Raw genomic sequence first — 21,774 nt, 5'->3', positions numbered from 1 at the left:
TAGATTGTGAAGGATTTCACAAGTCTGGCCGCGAGTGTCCCGCAAGATCTCCGATTCCACCGTCCGGCGCCTTTCGCTCTACCTCCGCTTCCTGGAGGAATTCGAGCGCGGCGGGACGCGCACCGTCTCCAGTCGCGAGCTGGCCCGGCGGGGGGCCACCACGGCCGCCCAGGTCCGCAAGGACCTCTCGCTCTTCGGCTCCTTCGGCAAGCGCGGACGGGGCTACGACGTCGCGGACCTCTCCGACCACCTGCGGGACATCCTGGGCCTCGGCCGCCGGTGGCGCGTGGCGCTGGTCGGTGCCGGGCGCATCGGGACGGCGCTCTTCGAGTACGCCGACTTCCGCCGCCGTGGCTTCGAGATCGTGACCGTCTTCGACTCCGATCCGGGCAAGGTGGGACGGTGTCTGGGGGAGGTCCGCATCGAAGCGGAGGAGGACCTGGAGCGGGTGCTCGCGGAGCGTCCGGTCGACATCGCGGTCCTGGCCGTCCCCGTGGAGGCGGCGCAGGGCATCGTCGACCGCCTCGCGGCGGTGGGTGTGCACGGGGTCCTGAACTTCGCCCCCACCCAACTGCACGCACCGGCCGGCGTGGCGCTGCGGGACGTCAACATGTCGATGGAGCTGGAGGCGCTCGCCTTTTCCCTCAGCCAGGGTCCGGACGCATGAGCGGACGTGCGCGACCCGGCTCGCTGGTGGATCGCGCATTCCGCCGACTCGAGACGGGGCCCACGTCCACCGAGGATCTGGCCGCCGACGTGCTGAGCCTGCGGGGGCACCCGGGTGCGGCCGGCAAGGCCGTCCTGGCCCTGCTCGGGGGCGACAGCCGCTTCGAGGTGGACCCGCAGGGCATGTGGCGGCTGGCGCCCGGCGCAGTGCCCGTCGGGACGCCGCTGCGCGATCTGCGTTTCGCGGTCGTGGATGTCGAGACCACGGGCGGCCCCTTCTCCCGCGGCCACCGCATCACCGAGGTGGCGGTGGTGGAGGTGCGGAGCGGTCGGGTGGAGGAGAGCTGGCACACCCTGGTGCACCCGGGCCGTCCGGTCCCTCCGTCCATCTTCCGGCTCACCGGCATCTCGGACGCGCTGCTCGCGGGCGCGCCGTATTTCGACGAGATCGCGAACGAGGTCGCGGCCCGCCTGGAGGGAAGGGTGTTCGTCGCGCACAACGTCGGCTTCGATTGGGGCTTCGTGTCGCGACAGATCGGCGAGACCTCGGGTGCGGTGCCGCGCGTGCCGCGACTGTGCACGGTGCGCCTCGCCAAGCGCCTGCTGCCGCAGCTCCGCAACCGGAGCCTGGACGGCCTGGCCGACCACTTCGAGGTGCCTATCTACGACCGGCATCGCGCCTACGGGGACGCGCTCGCCACGGCGCGCGTGCTGGTCCGCCTGCTGGATCTGGCCGAGCGCATGGGGCTGTCGGACCTGCACGCGCTGCAGCGCTATCTTCGCTACGTGCCCAGGCGCGAGCGGCCCCGAAGGCCGCGCGTCCAGACCGATCTCTTCACGCCGGGTCACGGATGAGCCGACGCGCGGCTGCTCCGACGCGCTCCTCCGGGAGACCACGCTCGGGCTCATCCCTGGGACGACGCACACGATTCGAGGGTCCACCTGCACAGCGCTGGAAGCCGATGACGGAACTCCGATTCTCGTTCGCAGCGGATCCGCGATGAGCGGCCCACGTCCTCTGGTCACCTCGTTCGCGGTCGGCCGGCTGCGCGTGCACGCGTTGGAGGCGGGGCTCCAGCGCCTGGACGGCGGCGCCATGTTCGGCGTGGTGCCGAAGCCGCTCTGGGAGAAGCGCATCCCGGCCGACGCGCGCAACCGCATCCCGCTGGCCATGCGCTGCCTGCTGGTGGAGGCGCCCTCCGCCCTGGTGCTCATCGACACCGGCGCGGGGGACAAGGAGACGGACAAGTTCAAGGACATCTACGGCCTCGAGAACGAGGGCGACCCCACCGCGCTCGAGGATGCCATCCGCGCCGCCGGCCACCGGCCCGAGGACGTGGACATCGTGGTGGACACGCACCTGCACTTCGACCACGCCGGCGGCAACACGCGACGCGCCCCGGATGCGGTCCCGGGTGAGGACGGGCACAGTGTAGGCGCCGTCCCGTCCTTTCCGCGGGCGCGCTATGTGGTGCAGGAGAAGGAGCTCGCGTTCGCGCGCTGGGACAACCCGCGCATCCGGGCCAGCTATCTGCCGGCCAACTACGAGCCGGTGGCGGAGGCGGGCCTGTTCGACCTGGTGGACGGCGAGGCCGTGGTGACGGAGGGCATCAGCGTGCTTCCCACCCCGGGTCACATCCCGCACCACCAGTCCGTGCTGATCGAGAGCGACGGCGAGACCGCCATCTTCCTGGGCGACGTGTGCCCGACCAGCGCGCACGTCCCGCTGCCCTGGATCATGGGCTACGACGTGGAGCCGCTGACCACGCTCGACACCAAGACGTGGCTGTGGAAGCGCGCGGTGGCGGAAGCGTGGACGCTGGTGTTCGAACACGACCCGGAGGTGGTGCGGGCCCGCCTGCAGGGCGATCCCGGGCGGCCCGAGCTGGTGGACGTGGTGCGGGTGGGCGGTTAGGAGACGGGGAGGGGCGGGATCCGGGGGGTGAGGGTGATGGGGATGCCGCCGGGCACGCGGGCAAAGGCCGTTGCGACCTCGATGGTGCACGCTCAGCGCTGAGGACCCCCCGCGCGCACGCGCTCCCATTCCTCGCGGACGGCCAACGCATCGAGCCAGCGCTCGACGTACGCGTGATCGAGCGCCGCACCCAGGGACTCCATCACTCGTGCCGCGTCGCGTCGCTGCCGTTCGGAGTCGCCTTTCGACGCCCACTCGAGCTTGGCGAGCACCAGGTCCTCGGGGCTGACCACGGCAACCTCCGACCCGAGCATGGGCACCAGGCGCCGGCGCTGGAATTCGCTGCGACTGAACGGCCGCTCCTTGCGGGGAATGAAGTCGACCTTCCAGCCGCTCTCGGCGTCGATCGCGTTGAAAGATCCCCGGACCTGGATGGCCTCGCGTGCCGCCTCCGGACTCACGTAGAACCCTGCGGCCGCCAAGGCGTCCACCAACCCGCTGACCGCTCCGTCGCCGAGCTCGATCACCAGGTCCACGTCCTGGGTCGCCCGCGGGAGCGAGTAGTGTGCGGCAGCCAGGGAGCCGGTGAGCATGTAGGGCACCTCCAACCGCGTCAGGATGCCGACGACGCGGCCGAGAAGCTCCCCCAGGCTCATCGATCCGGCAGCCGCACGCCGAATTCGCGGTGCACCAGATGGCGGACGGCATCCGCGCGGGTCCACCTCGGATTGCGCGCCAGCAACCCCTCCAGCTGGATCGCCCGGACCTCGTCACTCATCTCGAGCGCCAGCTCGACGCGGCGAGCGGGCGACAGCGCGCGATGCAGGGCGAGCGTGTACGCCCATGCCTCGGGGGATGTGTCCTGGGGTCGGGTGTCCATGGTTCAAGTATAGCGTCCGGGGCGGTCGAGCGATCCGGTCGGCAGGAGCCGCGCACCCGCGCCGCTCCGACGTTTCCGCTGAAACGCCACCGTCCCGGGATCCCATCCGCCCGCCCCCGCGTTCCCGCGGGAACGTCCGGGCGGACCACGCGCGGGGCTCGGCAGCCACGCGTTGGGCTCGACGCGGGCCGCCGAACCGCCACCCGCTCCGCGATCCCCCGCCGCCCGAACCGCCACCCGCGCCGCGCCTTCCCGCCGCCCCCGGATCCCCCCTCTGCCCGTCCGGGTGTATCTTCCGGCGGCCCGGGCGGGCGCTGGCCCGTCCGGTTCGCGGGTCCCGACCTCGATCACCGCCGCACATCGGAGCAGGCTTCATGAACAAGGCCACCACCCCGGTCCTCCTCAAGGGCTCGGCCCGCACGCCCATCGGGCGCTTCCTGGGCGGGCTGTCCTCCATCGCCGCGCCCGACCTGGGCGCGATCGCCCTGCGCGCCGCGGTGCAGCGGAGCGGGATCGACCTCGGCGACATCGACGAGGTGATCATGGGGAACGTGGTGACGGCCGGAGCCGGCCAGGCCCCCGCCCGGCAGGCCGCCGTCCGGAGTGGCATCCCGGCCACGGTGCCCGCGCTCACCGTGAACAAGGTGTGCGGATCGGGCCTGAAGGCCGTGATGCTGGCGGCCCAGGCCGTCAAGGCCGGTGACGCCCGCCTGGTGGTGGCCGGCGGCATGGAATCGATGTCGAACGTGCCGTTCTACCTGCGGGGCCTGCGCGAGGGCGTGAAGTTCGGCGACCAGACCGTGCAGGACGGGCTGATCTACGACGGCCTGTGGTGCTCCTTCGGCCACTGCCACATGGGCGGTCACGCCGAATACACGGCGGCCAAGGCGGGCGTGAGCCGCGAGGACGCCGACCAGTTCAGCCTGCGCTCCCACCAGAAGGCCATCGACGCCATCGAGGCCGGCCGCTTCCAGGACGAGATCGTCCCGGTCGAGGTGAAGACGCGCAAAGGCGTGACGGTCGTCGACACCGACGAGTCGCCCCGCAAGGACACCTCCCTCGAAGCCCTGGGCAAGCTGCGTCCGGCCTTCCCGAACGACGCGCCCAAGGATCTCGAGAACCTCGTTGTCACCGCGGGCAACGCGCCCGGCCTGAACGACGGCGCCGCCGCGCTCGTGGTGGCGTCGCTCGAGTACGCCGAGGCCCACGGCCTCCCGGTCGAAGCGATCATCACCGGCTACGCCTCGGGTGCCACCGAGCCGCAGGACCTGTTCTTCGCGCCCGTCGACGCCATGCAGCGCCTGATGAAGAAGGAGGGCAAGCGCATCGGCGACTACGACCTCTTCGAGGTGAACGAGGCGTTCGCCGTGCAGGCCATCGCCGACATGCGCGCGCTGGAGATGGACCCGGACAAGGTCAACATCAACGGGGGCGCGGTCGCCCTGGGTCACCCCATCGGCGCCTCCGGCGCTCGCGTGCTGGTCACGCTGCTGGGCGCGCTCGAGGACAGGGGTGCCTCGACCGGCGTGGCCACGCTCTGCCTGGGCGGCGGCAACGCGGTGGCGCTCTCGGTCGAGAAGGCGTAGATCACCGCACCGTCCCCGACTCCATCCCACCCGAGCCGACACGAGGAGCCCCGTGCCCCTGCAGACCGGACGCTGGACCGAAGCCCGCACCGCCCACCAGGCGCTGGGCGTGATCGCCGCCGTGGCGCTGATCGCAGGCGCCGCGCGCGTGGCCATCCCCCTTCCCGGCACGCCGGTGCCCGTCACGCTGCAGCCCATCGCGGTGCTGCTGGTCGGCGGTCTGCTGGGGGCCGTGCCGGGTGCCTTCGCGCTCCTGGCCTACCTGACCCTGGGCGCGCTGGGCGCGCCCGTGTTCTCGGGCGGTGGGGCAGGGCTCCCCTGGCTGCTCGGTCCCACCGGCGGCTACCTGGCCGCCTTCCCGGTGGCGGCGTTCGCGGTGGGCGCGCTGCTGGGGCGGACGCCGGGGCTGGTGCGCGCCTCGTTGGGCACCGCGGCCGGCCTGGTCGTCATCCTGACGGGTGGCGTGGCCCAGCTCGCGCTGGTCTCCGGCCAGGGTCTGGAGGGCGCCTTCCGCATGGGCGCCCTCCCGTTCCTGCCGGGCGGGGCCGTCCAGGTGGCCCTGGCCGTCCTGCTGCTCCGGGTGATCGGGGGGGATCCGGCCCGGCGGGCCTGATCCCGGCGTGGAGGGTCCGCGCGCGACCCGCTCCGCCCCGTTCGGGTGGGGCGGCCTGATCCTCCGCCTCTCCCTGTTCTTCGGCGTGCTGGCCGCCCTGGTGTGGGGGGCCGGCACGCTCGGGGTGGCGGCCTTCCTGGGTGGGGCGCTCACCCTGCTGCTCGCCTCGGTCGCGGCCGGTGTGCTCGTCCTGCGGCTGGACGGACGCCGCCCCGGGGCCCTCGGCTTCCCGCTGGCGCTCTCCCTCCCGCGGGAGTTGGGCCGAGGGGTGGGGCTGGGGCTCGCGCTGGGCCTGGCCGTCACCGGGCTCATCGCGCTCGGCGGGGGCATCGCGCTGGGCTCCGAGCCCGGCACCCCGCTCGGGTGGCTCGGCGCCGCGTGGGGCTCGTTCGCCTTCTTCGCCCTGCCGGCCGCGGCCGAGGAGGCCCTGGCCCGTGGGTACGCCTTCCAGGTCCTGGCCGCCCGCCTGGGCGGGTGGCCCGCGCTGGCCTTGACCAGCGTCGCCTTCTCGGCCCTCCACCTCGGCAACCCGGACGTCGCGCCCCTCGCGCTGGTGAATCTGGCCGCCGCAGGCGCGCTCCTGGGCCTGGTCTACCTGCGCACCCTGAGCCTGTGGTGGGCGTCGGGCGTCCACCTGGGCTGGAACTGGTCGATCGGCTTCTGGGTCGACCTCCCCGTGAGCGGCCTCGACCTGGTCGATGCACCCTACCTGGCGCTCCGGATGGACGGCCCTGCCTGGTGGAGCGGGGGCGCCTTCGGCCCGGAAGGGGGCATCGCGGCCCTGGTCGTGCTGACCGGCGCGGCCGTCTGGATCGCCCGCACGAGATGGCTCGCTCCGGAGCCGTCGGCCGTGCAGTGGCGACCCCTACCGGACCCCCTCCAGCCGGGGCACCCCCGGGAGGGGTCGGAGTACTAGGCAGGCTGTTCGGGAAACGGAACTCGAGGACGCGGGAGACCGATGGAGTTCGAGCACGTCGCGGTGGTCGGAGCGGGGACCATGGGGAACGGGATCGCCCACGTGGCGGCCCTCTCCGGTCGCCGGGTGACGCTGGTGGATGTGGACCGGGACGCACTGGCCGGAGGCCTCGCCACCATCGGCAAGAACCTCGACCGCCAGGTGAAGAAGGGCACGCTCTCCCAGGAGGACCGCGACGCCGCCTCGGGACGCATCGAGGGCTCGACCGACCTCGCCGCCGCGGCGGCCGGGGCGGGCATCGTGATCGAGGCCGCGCCCGAACGGGCCGATCTCAAGGTCCGGATCTTCCAGACCCTGGACGAGTCCGCCCCCGAGGGCGCGATCCTCGCCACCAACACCTCTTCCATCTCCATCACCGAGATCGCCGCGCATACGCGCCGCCCGGGCTCGGTGATCGGCATGCACTTCATGAACCCCGTCCCGGTCATGAAGCTGGTCGAGGTGATCCGCGGGCTGGCCACCACCGACGAGACCACCGCCGCGGTCTTCGCGCTCTCGCGTGACCTGGGCAAGGAGCCGGTCGAGGTCAACGACTACCCCGGCTTCGTCTCCAATCGCGTGCTGATGCCCATGATCAACGAGGCGATCTTCTGCCTCATGGAAGGGGTGGGCGAGGCGGAGGCGATCGACACGGTCATGAAGCTCGGGATGAACCACCCCATGGGCCCGCTGGCCCTGGCCGACCTCATCGGGCTGGACACCTGCCTGAACATCCTGGAGGTCCTGCACGGCGGGCTCGGAGACGACCGCTACCGCCCCTGTCCGCTGCTCCGGAAGTACGTCGCCGCCGGTTGGTTGGGTCGCAAGGCCGGCCGTGGCTTCTACCGGTACGACGCCTGATGGCGCTCACCCAGGAACAACTGGAGCTGCGCGCGCTGGCGCGCGAGTTCGCGCAGTCGGAGCTCCGCCCGCACAGCGCCCGCTGGGACGCCGAGCGCCGCCTGGACGCCGACGTGCACGGCAAGCTGGCCGAGCTGGGCTTCTTCGGCATGCGGGTCCCCGAGGCCTACGGGGGGCTCGGCCTGGACGTGCCCACCTACCTGACCGTGCTCGAGCAGATCGCGTGGGGGGATGCGTCCGTCGCCCTCGATCTCGCCATCCACAACGGGCCGCTGGTCGCGCTGCTCCTGGGCTTCGCCGACGACGCCCAGAAGACGCGCTGGCTCACTCCCATGGCCTCGGGCGACGTGCTCGGGGCCTTCGCGTTGACGGAGCCCCAGGCGGGCAGCGACGCCGCCGCCCTGTCCACCCGCGCCGAGCGGGACGGCGACGGGTGGCGCATCCGGGGCCGCAAGCGCTGGGTGACCAATGGGGCCCGGGCGGGCGTGGTGGCCGTCTTCGCGCGCACGGGGGAGGGAGCCCACGAGGTGGGGCTGTTCCTCGTCGAGCCCGGAACGGACGGCTACACCGTGACGGGCCGCGAGACCACGCTGGGCCTGCGGGCCACCGAGACCGTTTCCGTGGAGCTGGACGTGCGGGTGGACGGCTCGGCCCTGGTGGGGCAGCCCGGCGCGGCCTTCGGCTACGCCATGCAGGCCCTCGGTGTGGGCCGGCTGGGCATCGCGGCCCAGGCGGTCGGCATCGCCCAGGCCGCCCTCGAGCACGCGGTGGCCTACGCGCTGGGCCGCGAGCAGTTCGACCGGCCCCTGGCGGCGTTCGGGGCCATCCAGGAGAAGCTGGCCACCATGGCGATCCGGGTGGGGGCGGCCCGGTCGTTGCTGGAGCAGACGGCGGCCGCGCTGGATCTGCCGGCCGGGCCGGCGGCGCTCGCGCCGGCGGCCGCCTGCGCGGCGGCCAAGGTGTTCGCGAGCGAGACCGCCATGTACGTGGCGGACGAGGCCGTCCAGATCTTCGGCGGCTACGGCTACATGAGGGATTACCCCGTGGAGAAGCTCATGCGCGACGCCAAGGGGACCGAGATCTACGAAGGCACGAACGAGGTGCTCCGTTGGATCGTCGCCCGCGATCTGCTGGGTGGCGACGGGGCATCCACTGGAACCTGACAGGACGGAATCCTTTCGATGAAGATCTTCGATGCGCTCCAGACGTTCGGACACGAGCAGATCGTGTTGTGGAGCGAGCCCACGCTCGGCTACAAGGGCATCATCGCCATCCACGATACGACGCTCGGGCCCGCGCTGGGCGGGACACGCTTCTGGCAGTACGACTCCGACGAGGCGGCCATCACCGACGCGCTGCGCCTGTCCCGCGGCATGACCTACAAGGCCGCGATCACCGGTCTCAATCTGGGCGGCGGCAAGTCGGTCATCATCGGCGACAACCGCACGCGTGACCGCGAGATGATCTTCCGGGCGCATGGGCGCGCGGTCGAATCGCTCGGCGGCCGCTACATCACGGCCGAAGACGTCGGCACCTCCGTGGACGACATGGAGTTCGTGCGGATGGAGACCGACTCGGTCGTCGGACTGCTCGGCCGCTCGGGGGATCCGTCCCCCGTGACCGCCTACGGCGTCTACCGCGGCATCAAGGCGTGCGCGCACGAGCGCTACGGCTCGGACGACCTGTCGGAGAAGCACGTGAGCGTGCAGGGCCTCGGGCACGTGGGCTACCACCTCTGCTCGTACCTGCACGAGGATGGCGCTCGGCTGACCGTCACCGACATCGACGCGCAGCGCGTCCAGCGCGTGGTGGACGACTTCGGCGCCACCGCCGTGGGTACCCACGACATCTACGCGGTGGACGCCGACATCTTCGCACCGTGTGCCCTCGGAGCGGTGGTCGACGACGAGACGCTGAAGGTGTTCACGGTCGACGTCATCGCGGGAGCGGCCAACAACCAGCTGGCCGAGGCGCGGCACGGGGAAGCCCTGCAGAAGAAGGGCATCCTGTACGCGCCCGACTACGTGATCAACGCCGGCGGCCTCATCAACGTCTATGGCGAGATCAACGAGTGGGGCCGCGATCGGGCGAAGCGGAAGGCGGGTGACATCTACAACACCCTGCTGCGCATCTTCCAGCGGGCGGATGCCGACGGCGTACCCACGAGCGTGGCGGCGGACCGGCTGGCCGAGCAGCGGCTGGCGGAAGTACGCACGCTCCAGAAGAGCTGGGTCTGACGGATCTTCGTGACGGAGCCCGAGCGGAGGAGCCCGTGGAGCACCTGAAGGCGGTCGACGCGGACGTGTACGAGGCCATCCAGCTGGAGGAGCGGCGCCAGGCCGGCCAGCTGGAGATGATCGCCAGCGAGAACTTCGTCTCGCGCGCGGTGCTCGAGGCGATGGGCACGGTGCTCACCAACAAGTACGCCGAGGGCCTTCCCGGGAAGCGCTACTACGGCGGCTGTGAGCACGTCGACACGGTGGAGGAGCTGGCCCGGGAGCGCGCCTGCCGCCTCTTCGGCGCGACGCACGCCAACGTGCAGCCGCATTCGGGCGCCCAGGCCAACATGGCGGTGTTCCTGGCGCTGCTGCAGCCGGGCGACCGCATCCTGGGCATGAGCCTGAGCCACGGCGGTCATCTGACCCATGGCTCTCCCGTCAACTTCTCGGGGCTCCTGTACGAGGTGCGCGCCTACGGCGTGCGCGAGGACACGGGCCGCATCGACTACGACGCGCTGCGGGCCCAGGCGCTCGCCGAGCGGCCGCGCATGATCATCGCCGGTGCCAGCGCCTATCCGCGGATCATCGACTTCGAAGCCTTCGCCTCGATCGCGCGTGAGGTGGACGCGCTGCTGATGGTCGACATGGCGCACATCGCCGGGCTCGTCGCCGGTGGCGTGCACCCCACGCCCGTCGGCCTCGCGGACGTCGTGACCACCACCACCCACAAGACGCTGCGCGGCCCCCGGGGCGGCCTGATCCTCAGCGAGGAGCGGCATGCCAAGGCGGTGGACAAGGCGGTCTTCCCGGGCACACAGGGCGGCCCGCTCATGCATGTGATCGCGGCCAAGGCCGTGGCGCTGCGCGAGGCGCTCGGCCCCGACTTCGCCAGCTACGCCGCCCAGGTGGTGGAGAACGCCGCCGTCCTGGCGGACGGGCTGCAGGAGCGTGGCGTGCGGCTCGTGAGCGGCGGGACGGACAACCACCTCGTGCTCGTGGACCTGAGCGACCACACGCTTACCGGCAAGGAGGCGGAGGCACGGCTGGAAGCCGCGGGGATCACCGTGAACAAGAACACGGTGCCGGGCGAGAAGCGCTCGCCCTTCGTGACGTCGGGACTCCGGATCGGGGCCGCGGCGCTCACCACGCGCGGCATGGGACCGGCCGAGTTCCGTCGCATCGCCCACTGGATCGCCGACCTGCTGGACGCTCCCGAGGCACCGGAGCGCGTCGCGTCCGTGCGGGCCGAGGTCCAGGAGCTCTGCGCCCGCCATCCGCTCTATCCCGAGCCGGTGCCGGCGTGAGCGAGGGCGGTCATCCCCTCCGGTGCGGCGCCGTCCGGGGGACTGGCGCCGACCGGGGGGTCCGCCGACATTTGCGGCCATGACCGAGCTCACGTTCGCCGAGGAGATCCTGGAGCAACTCCAGGAGCGGAACCCGCGCTTCCACGCGAAGGGGTATCTGCTCGTGCTCTCCTCCCTGCACAAGGTCATCGCCACCCTGCCCGAGCCGCGCCACATCTCGGGACCCGAGCTGGCGGAAGGCGTGCGCGCGCTGGCGCTGGAGCAGTACGGGCCCATGGCGCGGACGGTGCTGGAGCATTGGGGCATCCACGCGACGGAGGATCTGGGCGAGATCGTGTTCGCCCTGGTGGAGTGCGGCGTGCTCATCAAGCAGGAGCACGACCGGGTGGAAGACTTCAGCGATGTCTTCGATTTCGAGGAGGCCTTCGAACGGGATTACCCGTGGGAGGCGAGGCTCTAGACGGACCAGGCCGAAGGTGCCTGGCGCCGAAGGACGACCGCGCCGACGAGGTGGAGAGTCAATGGCGGACGAGCGGGGATATCCCGGCTGTATGAAGTGCACCACAGGAACGCTGCTGCCGCTGTCCGACTACGGACGCGACGGAGCGCCCATCCGGTTCAAGGCGTGGGTGTGCTCGAACCCCGAGTGCGGATTCAACATCCGCATCGACAACGGCGAGATCACGCTGGGCCGGGCGATCGGCCCCAGCTACAAGTAGGGCTCCCGCCGGCGGCGCGCTCGCGCCGGAGGTGCCGGGCTTCCCGATGATGGCCGACACCGGCGCCGGGTGGGACCTCGTGAGCGGAGGGGCCGGGGTCGCCGTCCCCACCGGGAGCGAGGCCGCCTCGTTCGATCGCTGGTCCATCGACACCCAGGACGTCCCCGAACGCGTGCTCATGGAGAACGCGGGTCGGAGCGCGGCCCAGATCGTCGCGCGCCTGTTTCCGGAGGGTGGGGTCGTGGTCCTGGCCGGTTCCGGCAACAACGGCGGCGATGGCCATGTGGTGGCCCGCACGCTGCGCGCGTGGGGGCGTGAGGTGCGACTGGTGCCGCTGGGCCCCACGGCGGCCCACCGTGCCCTGTCCCATGGCTGGGACCTCCCGTTGCTCGATCCCGACGACGTCGGCACCGACGCCGCCCTGGCCGGGGCGGCCGTGCTGGTCGACGGCCTGCTGGGCACGGGGCTGAGCGGCCCGCCCCGCCAGCCCCACGCCCGGCTGATCGCGCGCCTCCACGCGGCGGGGCCGCCCGTGCTGGCGCTGGACATCCCCTCCGGCGTGGACGGCGCCACCGGGGCGGTGCCCGGGGCGGCGGTGCAGGCCCGGGTGACCGTCGCGTTCGGGGCGCCCAAGCGGGGGACCCTCCTCCATCCGGGCCGCGCCCACGCCGGCCGCCTGCTGGCGGTCGAGATCGGGTTTCCCCCGGCAGGGGATCGCCTGGGCGCCGGTGTGGTCCTCACGCCGGGATGGGCGTGCGCCCATCGCCCGGTCCGCCCGGCCGTGACCCACAAGAAGGCGGTGGGCTCCCTCCTGGTCGTGGCCGGTCAGGCCGGCATGGCCGGCGCCGCGCTCCTGTGCGCGCGGGCCGCGCTGCGCGCGGGCGTGGGCCTGGTGCGCGTCGCCACTCCGGCCGCCAACCGCGAGGTCGTCCAGCGCGGGGTGCCCGAGGCGCTGTGGCTGGACCGGGACGACCCCGACGCCCTCGAGGCGGCCCGGGCCCAGTCGGACGCCGTGGTGGCGGGTCCGGGCATGGGGACGGACGATGCGGCCCGGCGCGCCCTCACGGCTGCGCTCGCCGGCCCGGATCCCGCGCCCGCGGTGCTCGACGCCGACGCCCTCACGCTCCTCGCGGGCGAGGCGGAGGGGCGTCCCGTCGGCCATCCCGGTCTGCTGCTCACGCCCCACCCGGGCGAGCTGGCCCGACTCGCCGGGCGCCCGGGGTCGGTGCCCGACCCCGAACGCGCGGAGGTGGCGGCGGAGGTGGCGGCGCGCTGGGGCGCGACGGTGCTGGCCAAGGGCACGCCCTCGCTGGTCTGTGCCCCCGACGGAGCCTGGGCGGTGGACGTCCAGGGCAGCTCCGACCTGGCGGCCGCGGGGATGGGGGACGTGCTGGCCGGCGTGGCCGGGGCGGGCCTGGCCCAGGGCCTGGACCCGTTCCGCGCCGCCGGGCTGGCGCTGCACGACTGCGGGCGGGCCCATCGGCGCGTCGGCCTGGGCGTCTCGCTCGTCCCGTCCGACCTGATCGAATCCCTGCCCCACGTGCTGCGCCTGCCGCCGCCATCGAGCCCGTTGGGCCTCCCGTTCGTCACGCTCGATCTGCCGGCTCCATGGTAGACGACGCCCCCCTCCGCTCCCGCCTCGGCGCCGGCGCCGAGTTCCGGCTGATCGAGCAGGCCCTCCAGGGACTGGGCACCGCGGCCGGGGTCCGGGTGGGCCCGGGCGACGACGCGGCCGTCCTGGACGGGGGACCGTTCGTGGTGACGGTCGACGTCTCGGTGGAGGGCGTGCACTTCCGTCGCGACTGGATGTCGCCCCAGGAGATCGGTGAGCGCGCCGCCCGGAGCGCCCTGTCCGACCTGGCCGCGATGGCGGCCGAGCCCGTGGCGCTGCTGACCACCGTGGGTGTGGATGCGGCATCGGCGTCGGAGTCCGTCCCCGACCTGCTCGCGGGCGTACGCGTGGCCGCAGCCGAGGTAGGTGCCGCGCTCGTGGGCGGAGACCTGACCCGCGTGCCCGCCGGATCGGCCTGGCTCGTGGACGTGGTGGCGATCGGGCGGGCGGCCACCCCGGTGCTCCGCTCCGGGGGCCGCCCCGGCGACGAGCTCTGGGTCACCGGCCGACTCGGCGGCGCGGCGCTCGCCGTGCGCCAGTGGGAGGCGGGGCACGCGCCCGGGCCGGAGCTGCTGGAAGCCTTCCTGCGGCCCCGCCCGCGCATCGAGGCGGCGCGCTGGCTGGCGGGGCAGGGGGTGCTGCACGCCCTGATCGATCTCTCCGACGGGCTTCTGGGGGACGCCGGCCACCTGGCCGCGGCGTCCGGCCTGGACCTGGAGATCGACGCGGCGGCGCTTCCGCTGCACGAAGGCCTCCTGAGCTCGGGGCTGGGCGTCGAGGAGGCCCGCTCGCTCGCGCTCGGCGGGGGGGAAGACTACGAGCTGGCCTTCCTGGCTCCGCCCGGGCGGGTGCAACCCCTCGCGCTGCGCTTCGAGCGGGAGACCGGCGTGCTGATCACCCGGGTGGGGGACGCGCAGGCCGGCGAAGGGCGGGTGCGGGTGCATGGGCTCGACCGGCTGCCCCGCTCGCACGACCACTTCGGGAGTGGCGCCTGACCGTGCTGCGGACGCTCTGGGTCCTGGCCTACGGGGTGGTGCTGACCGCCGTCTACGCCACGCGCGCGATCCTGGGGGGCCTGCTGCGCCCCGCCGACGCCCCGTGCACCTGCGACCGGCTCGCGCGCATCTGGGGCGCCCGCATCGTCCGCGCCTCCGGCTCCACGATCGAGGTCGAAGGCGCCGAGCACATCGACCCGGCCCAGCCCCACATCCTCATCGCGAACCACGAGTCGTGGTTCGACGTGTTCGCCGTGCTGGGTCACGTGCCCGGACGATTCCGCTTCGTCGCCAAGAAGGAGCTGGCGCGCATCCCGATCTTCGGGCAGGCCTGGCGCATGTGCGGGCACATCTCGGTCGATCGCTCCGATCGCTCCTCCGCCGTGCAGAGCCTGCAGCAGGCGGCGGGGCGGATCCGGGAGGACGGCCTGACCATCGTGCTGTTCCCGGAAGGCACGCGCTCGGCCACGGGGCACCTGCTGCCGTTCAAGAAGGGCGCCTTCGTGCTGGCCATCCAGTCGCGGGTGCCCCTGGTCCCGGTCGCGGTCGCCGGCACCCGCCAGATCATGCCCAAGGGATCGTTCCGCGTCCGCCCCGGCCACATCCGCATCAAGGTGGGTGCCCCCATCGAGACGGCGGGCTTGACACACGAGGACCGCGACGCGTTGCTCCAGCGTTCGCACGACGCCATCGCCGAGCTCAAGGGGGCCATCGGCGGTGTCCCGGACGGGGATCCCCACACGGCGCGCGCCGGAGACGATCGGTCCTGACGGCGCGCCCCGCGGACGGGCTGCGCCCCCGAACCCTCAACGAACACCGAACCGGAAGGAAGCGAGAGCCGTGGCCAAGATCCGTGACGTGCACGCGCGGGAGATCCTCGATTCGCGCGGCAACCCCACCGTGGAAGCCGACGTGGTCCTGGACAGCGGTGTCCTCGGCCGCGCGGCCGTGCCGAGCGGTGCCTCCACCGGCGAGCACGAGGCGGTCGAGCTGCGCGACGGGGATGCGGACCGCTACGTGGGCAAGGGCGTGCGTGACGCCGTCGCGAACGTGAACGGTGCGCTCAAGGACGCCGTCACCGGCCTGGATCCCGCGGATCAGGCTGCCCTGGATCGTCGCCTGCTGGACGCGGACGGGACGCCGAACAAGGGACGCCTGGGCGCGAACGCCCTGCTCGCCGTCTCGATGGCGTCCGCGCGCGCCGCCGCGCTCGCGGCCGGCGTCCCGCTCTACCGGCATCTGGGCGGGCCCGACGCGAACCTGCTGCCCGTTCCCATGATGAACATCCTGAACGGCGGCGCCCACGCACCCAACAACGTGGACCTCCAGGAATTCATGGTGATGCCCGTGGGCGCCGACTCCTTCTCGGAGGGGCTGCGCATGGGCACGGAGGTCTTCCATGCGTTGAAGAAGGTGCTCTCCTCGCAGGGCAAGAACACCGCCGTGGGCGATGAAGGCGGCTTCGCGCCCGACCTGCGCAGCAACGAGGAGGCCGTGGAGGTCGTGCTCGAGGCCATCGAGCGAGCGGGCTACCGCGCGGGTGAGGACATCGTGCTCGCCATCGACGCCGCGGCCAGCGAGCTCTGCCGCGAGGACGGCTATGTCTTCCCCTGGTCACGGGGTCCGCGGCGGGACGCGGCCGGCATGGTGGAGTTCTGGACCGAGTGGGTGGACCGCTACCCGATCCGCTCCATCGAGGACGCGCTGGACGAGAACGACTGGGAAGGCTGGAAGATGCTCACGGACGCCATCGGCGACCGCTGTCAGCTCGTGGGAGACGATCTGTTCGTCACGAACGCCGAGCGTCTGCAGCAGGGGATCGACCAGGGAGTCGGCAACGCGATCCTGATCAAGGTGAACCAGATCGGGACGCTCACCGAGACCCTGGATGCGATCGCGCTCGGCGAGCGGCATGGGTACCGCTCCGTCATCTCGCACCGGTCCGGCGAGACCGAGGACACGTTCATCGCGGACCTGGCCGTGGCCACCGGTGCGGGACAGATCAAGACGGGTAGCGCGAGCCGCACGGACCGGGTCGCCAAGTACAACCAGCTGCTCCGCATCGAGGAGGAGCTGGGCGCCGCCGCGCGCTACCCCGGTCGCGGTCTGTGGGGATGAGCCGCCGCCCGGAGCCCGCGACCGCGCCGCGCCGGTGGGGCCGGTTCGTCCTTCCGGCCGTCTTCGGGATCGCGCTGTACTTCGTCGTGTTCGGTGGGGAGTACACGATCTTCGACCTGCGGCGGGCCCGGAAGGACATCGAAGCCGCCGAGGCCGAGCTGGCGCGCCTGCGCCAGGTGACGGATTCGCTGCAGGCGTGGGCGGATTCGCTGAACAACGATCCGGCCGTGCTCGAGCGCATCGCGCGCGAGCGCTTCGGGTTCATCCGGGACGGGGAGATGCTCTACAAGGTCGCCGACCCCGACGACACCACGTCCACGGCGCGTGACGAGGAGCCCCGCTCCGACCCCGACCGCTGACGGACCGTTCGGAGCGGAAGGGCGCCGTCCCTACTTCTCCGCGCCCGGCTTCCCCGGGGTCGGCTCCACGGGCTGCGCGGACTGCTCGGGTCCGTGCCCCAGCGCGCGCAGCGCGCCGTCCGGCAACGCCGCGGGCGCGTCGGGATCGGGAAGGTCGGCGGCCGGACCCGCGTCCGCGTCCTCCTGCGGGAATCCGCCTCCCCGCACGCCGGTGACCTTCTCCATCATCGGCCGGAAGAGATCCAGCGGGATCGGGAACAGGGTGGTGGAGTTGTTCTCGGCCGCGACCTCCACGGCCGTCTGCAGGAACCGCAGCTGGAGCGCAGCGGGATGGCGGGAGATGACGTCCGCGGCGAGCGCCAGCTTCTTGGACGCCTGGTACTCTCCCTCGGCCGCGATCACCTTCCCGCGGCGCTCGCGCTCGGCCTCGGCCTGCTTGGCCATCGCGCGCTTCATCTCCTGCGGCAGGTCGATGTCCTTGATCTCCACCCCGGTCACCTCGATCCCCCAGGGGTCGGTACCCTGGTCGATGATGCCGCGGACGATCTCGTTGATCTGCTCGCGCTCGGCCAGGAGCTCGTCCAGCTCGGACTGGCCGATCACGCTGCGCAGCGTGGTCTGGGCCAGCTGGCTGGTGGCGAAGTAGTAGTCCTCGATCTCCACCACGGCCTTGGCCGGGTCCGCCACGCGGAAGTAGACCACGGCGTTCACCTTCACCGAGACGTTGTCCTTGGTGATGGTGTCCTGGGGCGCGATGTCCAGGGCCACGATGCGCAGGTCCATCTTGCGGATGCGGTCGATCCCGAAGGGGACCAGGAAGATCAACCCCGGCCCGGTGGCCCGTTTGAGCTTGCCCAGGCGGAACACCACACCCCGCTCGTACTCCCACAGGACGCGCATGCTGGTGGCGACGCCGAGGGCGCCCAGGACCGCGATGGGCCAGAGGATGGCGGTGAGTTCCACGAGGGCCTCCTGAAGGCGGGGAGGGACACCGATGTCGGGGTTGGCAACCCCAGAGGGCCGGATTAGGTTTCCTGCCCTTCGCCGGAGTAGCTCAGTCGGTTAGAGCAGCGGAATCATAATCCGCGTGTCGGGGGTTCGAGTCCCTCCTCCGGCATCTTCGCAAGGGGTCCGCCCGGACCCCTTCGTCGTTTCCAGACCCGTTCCCCGGGGGTCCACTCTGCCGGTCGCGCTGATCACCGGGGCGTCGTCGGGTCTGGGCCGGGGCCTGGCCGTGGCCCTCGCCGCCGAGGGGTACGACCTCGCGCTCGTGGCGCGCCGCGCCGACCTCCTGGAAGCCGTGGCCGCGGATGTCCTGGACCGCGGTCAGCGCGCGGTCGTCCTCCCCTGCGACGTCTCCGACGCAGATGCCGCGCTGCGCGCCGTCCGTCGCTGTGAGGAGGCGATCGGCCCGGTCGACCTGCTCGTGGCCAATGCGGGTGTCCAGCAGGAGCGGGCGCGGCGGCTGGTGGACGCGGCCGCAGTACGGCGCGTGTACGAGATCAACGTCCTCGGTGCCGTGCACTTCGTGGATCCGGTGCTCCCTCGCATGCTGGAGGAGCGTCGTGGCCACCTCGTGTGCGTGAGCAGTGTGGCCGGGTATGGCGGCCTGCCGTTCCGCGCCGCCTACGCATCCAGCAAAGCCGCCATGACCACCTGGTTCGAATCGCTGCGCATCGAGCTGCGTGGAACGGGAGTGGACGTGACCGTGATCAACCCCGGCTGGGTGCGCACGCCCATGACCGAGGGCAACTTCGCCAGCCGACCCTTCGGGCTCGAGCTGGACGACGCCGTGCGCCGGATGACGCGCGCCATCCTCGAGCGTCGGCGCTCATTCTCCTTTCCTCTCCCGGTGGCGCTGGCCGCCCGGTTCGGGAGACTGCTCCCGCGCAGCGTGTACGACCGTGTGCTCGAGGGTCGTCGCTGACCGCGGCGGGTCGCGAACGGGAACGCGTCAGTCCGGGATGGTGCGGTAGCGGGCCTTGATCAGCTGGAATGCGCCGTAGCACGCGAGCCCCACCGCGACGGCCGCCATCACCCAGGGACCGCCTCGATCCCGCAGCGCCTCCATCGCGCCTTCGAGCCCGCGCGCCTGCGAGGAGGAGCCGCTGGTCGCAGCCAGCACCAGGAAGGCGCCGATGACGAGGAAGACCACGCCTCGGGCGGTCAGCCCCGCCTTGCCCACCCGGATCATCCAATCCGCGACGCCGCCCCCCACCTGCAGCTCCAGGTTCTCGCGGAAGCGTTCCGACCAGGCGTTGTAGATCTCGGCGCATCCGCGCCCGATGACGATCAGCGCGAGCAAGGCCACGAGCCAGCGACCCCCGGGCAGCGACAGCAACATGCCGCTCGCCTGCTCGCTGGAGCTCGATCCGGAGGACGAGGACGCCTGATCCAACAGGACCTTCACGGCCGTGAAGCCGAGCAGACCGTAGACGGCCGCGCTGAACAGGTAGGACGCGCGCAGCGCCAGGCCCTTCGCGTCGGTGCCGCGGTCCTCGGGGTCGGCGACCGCGCGGACGATCTGCCACACCACGTAGCCGGCCAGGCCGACCGCGATCAGCACGAGCATGGTGGCGCCCCACCAGGTGCCGGGCAGGCCCCGCACGACCTCGGACGGCGTGGTGGTGTCGCCGCTGCCCAACGCCGCCGATGCGGTCAACCCGCCCACCAGGACGTACACGATGCCTTTGGCGGTGTAGCCGGCGCGCGCCGCGACGGCCACGCCGGAGCCCACGTCCGGAAGGACGGTGGTCGGGTCGGGACGGGGGATGGAGCCGGTGGACGACGAGGATGCCACGGGTGCGCCTCCAGACGCGAGGAGTCTCGGGTAGCTCCTCTCTACGGCAGGCCGCGTTCCGTCACGCACCCGGCGTTTGCGCCCGTGGATCGCTGCAGAACCGCCCGGAAACGCCTGCTGGGGGCCTCGCTGCGTGCGCGCCGGACACGCGTGCAACACGACGCGGGCGCAGACGCGTGCGGGTGCACCCCTACGGCGCGCGCAGCACCTCGCCGCCCTTCATCACCCAGCGCACCCGCCGCAGCGCGCCGACGTCGGCGGTCGGGTCGCCCTCCACGGCGATGAGGTCCGCCAGCAGGCCTTCCGCCACGCGGCCCCGGTCCTCCAGGCCGAACATGCGTGCATTGCCCGCCGTGGCGGCGCGCACCGCGGCAGCAGGCGTCATCCCGTACTCCACCATCAGCTCCAGCTCGCGCACGTTGTCGCCGTGCGCGTAGACCCCCACGTCGCCTCCGAAGCAGATGGCCACACCGGAGGCGTAGGCCAACGCGACGCTCTCGCGCTTGCGGCGGATGCGTGCCGGCTCCGGCTCGGCTCCCTTGCGCCATCCGCCATACTGTGAGATGGCGTCTCCGGCGGCGATCGTGGGGCAGTAGCCCACGTTCCGGTCGCGCATGAGCGCGAAGATCTCCGCCGTGCCTTCGTCTCCGTGCTCGATCGTCCCCACGCCGGCGCTCGCGGCCCGCCGCATCCCCTCCGCCGTCGCGGCGTGCGCCACCACGGAGCGCCCGGACGAGGCGACCACCTCCACCAGCCGGCGCAGCTCTTCCTCGGTGAAGGTCGGGCGCGCCTGCCCGTTCGGTCCCCAGCGGTAGTCGGCGTAGACCTTCACCACGTCGACGCCGCGACCGATCTGATCGCGGGCCACGCGGATCAACCCGTCCACGCCGTCGGCCTCCTCGGCGCCCTTCGGGAGATGCCACTCGGGCGCGCCCTTCGGGCCGTAGCTGCCCGTCGCCACGATGGCCGGGCCGGCCACCAGCATGCGCGGCCCCGGCACCACGCCCTTCGCGATGGCGTCCCGCAGACCGACGTCCATGTAGCCGGCGCCTTCGCTGCCGAGATCCCGCACCGTGGTGATGCCGGCCATCACGGTGTTCCGCGCGTGCACGACCCCACGCGCCACACGCTCACCCCATGACTCGGACAGCACCTGGTCGTTCCAGGCCACCTCGTCGTACGGGTGGAGCAGCAGGTGCGAGTGACCTTCGATGAGGCCCGGCAGCAGGGTGAGCCCGTCCAGCGCGATCGTGCGGGCGCCGCGCGCGTCGAGCGTGGAGGCCGGCCCGGCCGCGACGATGCGCGCGCCGTCCAGCAGGACGGCCCAACCCTCGTGCCGGGCCTCACCGTCGTAGACGGCGGCGGGGCTGAGCAGCACGCGTTGCGCGGCCAGGGAGGGGGACAGGACGCTGAGCGCGGTGGCCACCAGCAGCAGGGGGCGGATCACGGGCGGCGGATCTCCGGCGGGACGTGGACGGGAGTGGCCATGGTAGCAGGTGGTGGACGCCGCGGCATCCGCCGCGGTCGGCGGGCACGAGGCCCCCGGTGCGCGGGGCCGTGGCCGACCGAGCGCCTCCTCCAGCCACCTTGCCCGGTCCGCCGGCCGGGCGCACATTCGCCCCACGACATCACCGCCACTCCGACCGCCACGACCCTTGGCTTCCACCGACATCTCCCAGGACGTCCGACGTCTCGTCGACGAGCGCCGTGCCCGCCTCGAAGCCGCGATCGGCAAGAAGTTGCCCGAGGCGCCGGTGGACGGCGCCGGTGCGCCCGCCGAGCGCAGCTACCTGCGCGAGGAAGGGCTCGACCTGTACTGGAACGAGCTGGAGTGGGAGAACCTCACCGAGGAGGAGGAGCTCGAGGGCGGGCCGCTGCCGCAGCTCACCTTCCCGGGCTTCCTGGCCTTCGTCCGGGGGTTGCTGCTCAAGAAGGCGTTGCCGTCCGCCGGGGTGGAGGCGCAGCCGCGTCCCGACGTCGTGCAGGATCTGGTCGAGTTCCTGGCCGGCCGCGTGATCGAGCTCGACGCCGGCCTGGCCCGCGGCGGGTTGGACGATCCGGAGCGCACCCGGGCGGAGCGGGCCATGACCAGCCAGCTCCTGGATGTCGTTCTCCAGTACCTCCACGAGGTCGACCCCGGCGATCTCTGAGGATCGCAGGAGCGGGGGGACC

The 21,774-nt window shown here is 72.4% G+C and carries 23 protein-coding genes, 1 tRNA gene and 1 pseudogene; 20 read left to right on the top strand and 5 right to left on the bottom strand.

From position 1 onward, the window contains the following. Window positions 1-34: 34 nt before the first annotated feature. The 3 genes from R3E98_07510 to R3E98_07500 all read left to right on the top strand — a co-directional run bounded on the left by R3E98_07510 (window position 35) and on the right by R3E98_07500 (window position 2,581). On the top strand, window positions 35-667 hold the full coding sequence (locus tag R3E98_07510) for a redox-sensing transcriptional repressor Rex (GenBank protein MEZ4423236.1): 633 nt from the start codon (window positions 35-37) through the stop codon (window positions 665-667). Beyond that, window positions 664-1,521: a 3'-5' exonuclease gene (locus R3E98_07505; protein MEZ4423235.1), complete on the top strand. Its 858-nt coding sequence runs from the start codon at window positions 664-666 to the stop codon at window positions 1,519-1,521. The genes R3E98_07510 and R3E98_07505 overlap by 4 nt, the downstream gene beginning before the upstream one ends. Window positions 1,522-1,666: 145 nt before the next feature. Beyond that, entirely contained in the window at window positions 1,667-2,581 is a 915-nt protein-coding gene (locus R3E98_07500; protein MEZ4423234.1) for an MBL fold metallo-hydrolase, read from the top strand. A gap of 92 nt (window positions 2,582-2,673) precedes the next feature. On the opposite strand, the gene R3E98_07495 is transcribed toward R3E98_07500, so the two are convergent. Further along, complete coding sequence (locus R3E98_07495; GenBank protein MEZ4423233.1) at window positions 2,674-3,237, bottom strand: hypothetical protein; 564 nt, start codon at window positions 3,235-3,237, stop codon at window positions 2,674-2,676. Then, window positions 3,234-3,461 carry a hypothetical protein gene (locus R3E98_07490; protein MEZ4423232.1) on the bottom strand — a complete coding sequence of 76 codons (228 nt, stop codon included), beginning with the start codon at window positions 3,459-3,461 and terminating at the stop codon, window positions 3,234-3,236. Before R3E98_07490 ends, R3E98_07495 begins: the two co-directional genes overlap by 4 nt. 374 nt (window positions 3,462-3,835) lie before the next feature. Between R3E98_07490 and R3E98_07485 the strand changes: the two genes are divergently transcribed. The 14 genes from R3E98_07485 (at window position 3,836) to R3E98_07420 (ending at window position 16,802) form a co-directional block, all read left to right on the top strand. Next, window positions 3,836-5,047 carry an acetyl-CoA C-acetyltransferase gene (locus tag R3E98_07485; GenBank protein ID MEZ4423231.1) on the top strand — a complete coding sequence of 404 codons (1,212 nt, stop codon included), beginning with the start codon at window positions 3,836-3,838 and terminating at the stop codon, window positions 5,045-5,047. 52 nt (window positions 5,048-5,099) lie between these two features. Further along, window positions 5,100-5,660: a biotin transporter BioY gene (locus R3E98_07480; protein ID MEZ4423230.1), complete on the top strand. Its 561-nt coding sequence runs from the start codon at window positions 5,100-5,102 to the stop codon at window positions 5,658-5,660. Between the two features lie 7 nt (window positions 5,661-5,667). Then, the gene (locus R3E98_07475) at window positions 5,668-6,576 is read left to right on the top strand and encodes a CPBP family intramembrane glutamic endopeptidase (GenBank protein MEZ4423229.1); all 909 of its coding nucleotides are present in this window, start codon (window positions 5,668-5,670) and stop codon (window positions 6,574-6,576) included. Window positions 6,577-6,618: 42 nt separating this feature from the next. Then, window positions 6,619-7,476 carry a 3-hydroxybutyryl-CoA dehydrogenase gene (locus tag R3E98_07470; protein MEZ4423228.1) on the top strand — a complete coding sequence of 286 codons (858 nt, stop codon included), beginning with the start codon at window positions 6,619-6,621 and terminating at the stop codon, window positions 7,474-7,476. Continuing rightward, window positions 7,476-8,639 carry an acyl-CoA dehydrogenase family protein gene (locus R3E98_07465; protein MEZ4423227.1) on the top strand — a complete coding sequence of 388 codons (1,164 nt, stop codon included), beginning with the start codon at window positions 7,476-7,478 and terminating at the stop codon, window positions 8,637-8,639. Before R3E98_07470 ends, R3E98_07465 begins: the two co-directional genes overlap by 1 nt. Window positions 8,640-8,657: 18 nt before the next feature. Beyond that, entirely contained in the window at window positions 8,658-9,713 is a 1,056-nt protein-coding gene (locus tag R3E98_07460) for an amino acid dehydrogenase (protein MEZ4423226.1), read from the top strand. Between the two features lie 35 nt (window positions 9,714-9,748). After that, complete coding sequence (gene glyA / locus R3E98_07455) at window positions 9,749-10,999, top strand: serine hydroxymethyltransferase (GenBank protein ID MEZ4423225.1); 1,251 nt, start codon at window positions 9,749-9,751, stop codon at window positions 10,997-10,999. 79 nt (window positions 11,000-11,078) lie between these two features. Further along, window positions 11,079-11,459, top strand: a complete 381-nt coding sequence (locus tag R3E98_07450; protein MEZ4423224.1) for a hypothetical protein — start codon at window positions 11,079-11,081, stop codon at window positions 11,457-11,459. 91 nt (window positions 11,460-11,550) lie between these two features. Beyond that, window positions 11,551-11,718, top strand: a complete 168-nt coding sequence (locus R3E98_07445; GenBank protein ID MEZ4423223.1) for a hypothetical protein — start codon at window positions 11,551-11,553, stop codon at window positions 11,716-11,718. Window positions 11,719-11,764: 46 nt separating this feature from the next. Continuing rightward, a complete protein-coding gene (locus R3E98_07440; GenBank protein MEZ4423222.1) occupies window positions 11,765-13,333 on the top strand; it encodes an NAD(P)H-hydrate dehydratase in 1,569 nt (522 codons plus the stop codon). After that, window positions 13,327-14,325 carry a thiamine-phosphate kinase gene (thiL, locus tag R3E98_07435; protein MEZ4423221.1) on the top strand — a complete coding sequence of 333 codons (999 nt, stop codon included), beginning with the start codon at window positions 13,327-13,329 and terminating at the stop codon, window positions 14,323-14,325. Before R3E98_07440 ends, thiL begins: the two co-directional genes overlap by 7 nt. A 2-nt stretch (window positions 14,326-14,327) precedes the next feature. Continuing rightward, a complete protein-coding gene (locus R3E98_07430; protein ID MEZ4423220.1) occupies window positions 14,328-15,095 on the top strand; it encodes a lysophospholipid acyltransferase family protein in 768 nt (255 codons plus the stop codon). 70 nt (window positions 15,096-15,165) lie between these two features. Beyond that, a complete protein-coding gene (gene eno / locus R3E98_07425) occupies window positions 15,166-16,443 on the top strand; it encodes a phosphopyruvate hydratase (protein MEZ4423219.1) in 1,278 nt (425 codons plus the stop codon). Next, window positions 16,440-16,802 carry a septum formation initiator family protein gene (locus R3E98_07420; protein ID MEZ4423218.1) on the top strand — a complete coding sequence of 121 codons (363 nt, stop codon included), beginning with the start codon at window positions 16,440-16,442 and terminating at the stop codon, window positions 16,800-16,802. The genes eno and R3E98_07420 overlap by 4 nt, the downstream gene beginning before the upstream one ends. Before the next feature lie 222 nt (window positions 16,803-17,024). Here the strand turns inward: R3E98_07420 and R3E98_07415 are convergent. After that, window positions 17,025-17,702 (bottom strand): annotated as a pseudogene (locus R3E98_07415) (slipin family protein). 143 nt (window positions 17,703-17,845) lie between these two features. On the opposite strand from R3E98_07415, the gene R3E98_07410 reads away from it, so the two are divergent. Continuing rightward, window positions 17,846-17,919 (top strand) — tRNA-Met (locus tag R3E98_07410). After that, window positions 17,890-18,729 carry an SDR family NAD(P)-dependent oxidoreductase gene (locus tag R3E98_07405; protein MEZ4423217.1) on the top strand — a complete coding sequence of 280 codons (840 nt, stop codon included), beginning with the start codon at window positions 17,890-17,892 and terminating at the stop codon, window positions 18,727-18,729. The genes R3E98_07410 and R3E98_07405 overlap by 30 nt, the downstream gene beginning before the upstream one ends. 27 nt (window positions 18,730-18,756) lie before the next feature. On the opposite strand, the gene R3E98_07400 is transcribed toward R3E98_07405, so the two are convergent. Together R3E98_07400 and R3E98_07395 are read right to left on the bottom strand one after the other, a co-directional pair. Next, window positions 18,757-19,602 (bottom strand): DUF1206 domain-containing protein, encoded by an 846-nt coding sequence (locus R3E98_07400; protein MEZ4423216.1) that lies wholly within the window; start codon window positions 19,600-19,602, stop codon window positions 18,757-18,759. 190 nt (window positions 19,603-19,792) lie between these two features. Continuing rightward, a complete protein-coding gene (locus R3E98_07395; GenBank protein ID MEZ4423215.1) occupies window positions 19,793-21,046 on the bottom strand; it encodes an amidohydrolase family protein in 1,254 nt (417 codons plus the stop codon). Window positions 21,047-21,257: 211 nt separating this feature from the next. On the opposite strand from R3E98_07395, the gene R3E98_07390 reads away from it, so the two are divergent. Continuing rightward, complete coding sequence (locus R3E98_07390; GenBank protein ID MEZ4423214.1) at window positions 21,258-21,752, top strand: hypothetical protein; 495 nt, start codon at window positions 21,258-21,260, stop codon at window positions 21,750-21,752. Window positions 21,753-21,774 lie beyond the last annotated feature (22 nt).

It is taken from the genome of Gemmatimonadota bacterium (assembly GCA_041390125.1).
GTDB lineage: Bacteria > Gemmatimonadota > Gemmatimonadetes > Longimicrobiales > Gaopeijiaceae > JAGQIF01.
Note: the sequence above shows the minus strand (reverse complement) of the source record. Positions and strands in the feature narration are given on the sequence as shown.